This is a genomic window from Streptomyces sp. SID11385 (assembly GCF_010548245.1).
In the GTDB taxonomy this organism is placed as follows: domain Bacteria; phylum Actinomycetota; class Actinomycetes; order Streptomycetales; family Streptomycetaceae; genus Streptomyces.
On sequence record NZ_JAAGLR010000054.1, the window covers coordinates 1 to 3,852 of the forward strand.

The 3,852-nt window shown below is 74.2% G+C and carries 4 protein-coding genes and 1 pseudogene; 4 read left to right on the forward strand and 1 reads right to left on the reverse strand.

The features are described 5' to 3' along the window. Positions 1-613: pseudogene (locus tag G3I42_RS02275) on the forward strand (MFS transporter); the annotation flags it as partial. Here the strand turns inward: G3I42_RS02275 and G3I42_RS02280 are convergent. Then, positions 614-1,462, reverse strand: a complete 849-nt coding sequence (locus G3I42_RS02280) for a fused MFS/spermidine synthase (protein WP_164282178.1) — start codon at positions 1,460-1,462, stop codon at positions 614-616. A 139-nt stretch (positions 1,463-1,601) separates the two neighbouring features. Here G3I42_RS02280 and G3I42_RS02285 point away from each other — a divergent pair, with 139 nt between their 5' ends. The 3 genes from G3I42_RS02285 to G3I42_RS02295 all read left to right on the forward strand — a co-directional run bounded on the left by G3I42_RS02285 (position 1,602) and on the right by G3I42_RS02295 (position 3,829). Then, on the forward strand, positions 1,602-2,345 hold the full coding sequence (locus G3I42_RS02285) for a TVP38/TMEM64 family protein (protein WP_164282179.1): 744 nt from the start codon (positions 1,602-1,604) through the stop codon (positions 2,343-2,345). 181 nt (positions 2,346-2,526) lie between these two features. Then, complete coding sequence (locus G3I42_RS02290; RefSeq protein ID WP_164282180.1) at positions 2,527-3,399, forward strand: undecaprenyl-diphosphate phosphatase; 873 nt, start codon at positions 2,527-2,529, stop codon at positions 3,397-3,399. A gap of 247 nt (positions 3,400-3,646) precedes the next feature. Then, entirely contained in the window at positions 3,647-3,829 is a 183-nt protein-coding gene (locus tag G3I42_RS02295) for a hypothetical protein (RefSeq protein ID WP_007829623.1), read from the forward strand. Positions 3,830-3,852 lie beyond the last annotated feature (23 nt).

A 3,852-nucleotide genomic window follows, 5' to 3' on the forward strand; every position in this document is an offset into this window, starting at 1 on the left:
GGTCAACGCGGTCGTCGGGGCGGCCGAGGCGGTGTACGGGCCACTCGTCGCCGAGGAGCACCTGGGCGGGCCCGGCCCGTGGGGCACGGCGCTCGCCGGGTTCGGCGTGGGCACCCTGCTCGGGGCGCTCGCCATGACGCGGTGGCGCCCCGCGCGGCCCCTGCTCGCGGGCACGCTGTGCGTGCTGCCGCTCGCGCTGCCCTCGGCGGCGCTCGCCGTGCCGCTGTCGGCCGCGGGGCTCTTCGTGGTGATGTTCGTGAGCGGGGCGTGCGTCGAGGTCTTCGGGGTCTCGTGGATGACGGTGCTCCACCAGGAGATCCCCGAGGACAAGTTCTCGCGCGTGTCCTCCTACGACTGGCTCGGCTCGATCGCGATGCTGCCGCTCGCGACCGCGATCGCGGGCCCGGTGGAGTCGGCCGTGGGGCGCTCGGCGGCGCTGTGGGGCTGCTCGGGGCTGATCCTGCTCCTCACGCTGGCGGTGCTGGGCGTGCCGGAGGTACGGAACCTGCGCCGCGCGCCGGCGGCGGCCGTGCCGGTGCCCGTCCTTCCGGTGGTGGAGGAGGGGCTGCCGGAGACGATGACGACGCCGGGCGACGAACGCCCGGGAGGCTGATCAGCCGACGCGGAAGGTGCCGCCCGGCGGGAGCGGGGACGGGGTGCTCTCGCCGTCGCGGACGGGCCGCGCCGTGCCTCGCAGCGCCTCGATGGCGTCGCGTTCCTCGACGAGGCGGGCCGGGAAGGCGTCCTGGGCGCAGCGGCGCGCGAGTCCTTCGGTGGGGAGCGGCGCCGCGGAGGCGAGGACGACGACGTTGCCGAAGCGGCGGCCGCGCAGCACGGCGGGCTCGGCGAGGAGCGCGAGGTGGGCGAAGGCGGTGCCGAGGGTCGCGAGCTGGGCGCCGAGGAAGGCGAAGGGCGCGGAGTCGGCGAGGTTGGCGAGGTAGATGCCGCCGGGGCGCAGGACGCGGGCGGCTTCGCGCGCGTACCCGGTGGTCGTGAGGTGTCCGGGCACGGAGGACCCGCCGAAGACGTCGGCGACGAGCACGTCCGCGCGGTCGCCGGGCGCCCTCTCCAGCCAGGCGCGCGCGTCCTCCACGTGTACGACGGCTCCCGGTACGGCGGGCAGCACCTCGTCGACGAGCGCGGCGAGCCCCCGGTCCGCCTCGACGACGTCCTGCCGCGAGCCGGGCCGGGTGGCGGCGAGGTACCGGGGCAGCGTGAGCGCGCCCCCGCCGAGGTGCACGGCGTCGAGCGCCGCCCCCTCCTCGGCGGCGAGGTCGAGCACGTGCCCCATCCGCCGCGTGTACTCGAACTCCAGGTGGGTGGGCGCGTCGAGATCGACGTACGACTGCGGCGCCTCGTCCACCGTGAGCAACCAGGCCCGCCCCCGGTCCACATCGGGCAGCAACCGCGCCACCCCGTGATCGACGGACCGGCGGACGGGGAGGGGTTCGGGAGTGGTCACAGGGCCATTGTGCCGCCCCCGGCGCCCGTGGTGATCAGCCCCTCCGGCGCTTGAGGAGCGGGGCCCGGGGCGGAGCCCCGCGAGGCCGAGCACGGCACCGGGGGCGCCCCCACTCCACCAATTCGGTTACGCTCCCCGAATGTTCGACGAAGTCGAAATCCGCCCCGCTCGCGGAGTACGGCTGCTGTTCTCGCCGTGGGCCCGGCTCGCCCTCCTCCTCGTCCTCCTCGGCACAGGCGCCGCCCTGGCCCTGACCCACGACCCCCGCGCTCTCCTCACCGGCACCCTCTCGCACCAGTTCACCGGCGGCGCCGCCGTCGCCGCCTTCGCCGTGGCCTACGGCGTCGGGACGGCGGCCTTCGTGCCGCGCCCCCTGCTCAACCTGCTCGCGGGAGCGCTCTTCGGGAGTGCCTTCGGGCTCGGTGCCGCGGTCGCCGGTTCGGTGCTCGGCGCGGGGCTCGCCTTCGGGCTGGGCCGCTTCCTCGGCCAGGACGCCCTGCGCCCGCTGCTGCGGACGAGATGGCTGCGCGCGGCCGACGGCCAGCTCAGCGAGCACGGCTTCCGCACGACGCTGGCGCTGCGCCTCTTCCCCGGCCTCCCCTACTGGGGCGTCAACTACTGCGCCGCCGTGGCCCGCACCCGGTGGCTGCCGTTCCTGCTCGCGACGGCGATCGGCGTCGTGCCGAACACGGCGGCGTACGTCGTGGCGGGGAGCCGCGCCGCCACCCCGGACTCCCCCGTCTTCCTCCTGGCGGTCGGTTTCGTCGTGGTGACGGCGCTCGCCGGGGTCCTCGTCGGCTGGCGGCGCAGGCACCGGATGCGGGGGGACGGCGGGGCCGGCGAGGAGGCGCGCGAACTCGTCGGGGCGAGCGGCAGGCGTTGACACCCCATTGGCCCACGCTTCGGCTCGCGTTCACCTGTCCGTACCCTCTCGTGCCCTACGCTCACCGCGACCGGCGCATGATCGTCTCTCCCTCCCCGGGCCCTACGGCGGCGGCGGTTCACCACCTCCGGCCGGGGCCCTGCGGTCCCGTACCTGACAACTGTGGGACGGCTGCGCGTTCATGTCTTGGTTCGAATCCTTCATTCTCGGTCTGGTCCAGGGCCTGACCGAGTTCCTCCCGATCTCCTCCAGCGCGCACCTGCGGCTCGCCGCGGCCTTCGCGGGCTGGCACGACCCGGGAGCGGCGTTCACCGCGATCACCCAGATCGGCACGGAGTGCGCGGTGATCCTGTACTTCCGCAAGGACATCGGGCGGATCATCGGCGCGTGGTTCAAGTCCCTGACCAGCCGTGAGGCCCGCGCCGACCACGACGCCAAGATGGGCTGGCTCGTGATCGTCGGCTCGATCCCGATCGGCGTGCTCGGCATCACGTTCCAGGACCAGATCGAGGGCCCGTTCCGCGATCTGCGCCTCATCGCGACGACGCTCGTCGTCATGGGCCTCGTCCTCGGCTTCGCCGACTTCCTCGCGGCACGCGACGAGAACGGGGGCAGGCACCGCGCCGGCGGTCAGCGCAAGACGCTCGACGACCTCGGGGTGCGGGACGGGCTCATCTACGGCTGCTGCCAGGCGCTCGCGCTGGTGCCGGGCGTCTCGCGCTCGGGCGCGACGATCAGCGGCGGTCTGCTCATGGGCTACACGCGCGCCGCGGCGGCGCGGTACTCGTTCCTGCTCGCGATCCCCGCCGTGCTCGCCTCGGGCGTCTTCGAGCTGAAGGACGCGGGTGAGGGGCATGTGTCCTGGGGCCCGACGCTCTTCGCGACGGTCATCGCCTTCGCGGTGGGGTACGCGGTCATCGCGTGGTTCATGCAGTACATCAGCCACCGCAGCTTCCTCCCCTTCGTGGTCTACCGCATCGCGCTGGGCCTCGTGCTCTTCGGGCTCGTGCAGAGCGGCGCGCTGAGCCCGCACGCGGGTGAGTCGGCGGGCTGAGACACGCCGCGCGGGCGGGCGGCGCCGGCGCGGTGCGTACCGCGTCGGCGCAGGTCAGCGGCGGTGCGTGCGGCCGACGGCGGGGACACGGGCGGCGAAATGAGGCCGAGATCACAAAAGCCGCCCACAAGAGGGCGTTTGAGGGGTGATCAAGCAGGTCAGGAGGGTCGCACACACCGCGCTCCGAGGCCACGAACGGTGCCGAGGAGGCAGCGGACCGTCACCTTCACCCCCTAGGCTGGGACACATGTCCGCCAATCCACTCACTCCCGCTCAGCCCGCCCGTTCCGCCGCCGCCGTCAACGAGGAGATCCGCAGCCTGTGGCTGCGCGCGGGCGGCCACCTGACGGCGGAACAGCGCGTCGAGTACGAGCGACTCATCACCGAGTGGGCCGCCGCGGTACGGCGCGAGGTCGTCCCGGCGGCCTGAAGCGGGGCCCGGTCCGCCGTCCA

Coding starts and splice junctions, on each gene's coding strand:
- G3I42_RS02285 (WP_164282179.1), top strand. CDS start 1,602: ATGTTCGACGAAGTCGAAATCCGCCCCGCTCGCGGAGTACGGCTGCTG.
- G3I42_RS02290 (WP_164282180.1), top strand. CDS start 2,527: ATGTCTTGGTTCGAATCCTTCATTCTCGGTCTGGTCCAGGGCCTGACC.
- G3I42_RS02295 (WP_007829623.1), top strand. CDS start 3,647: ATGTCCGCCAATCCACTCACTCCCGCTCAGCCCGCCCGTTCCGCCGCC.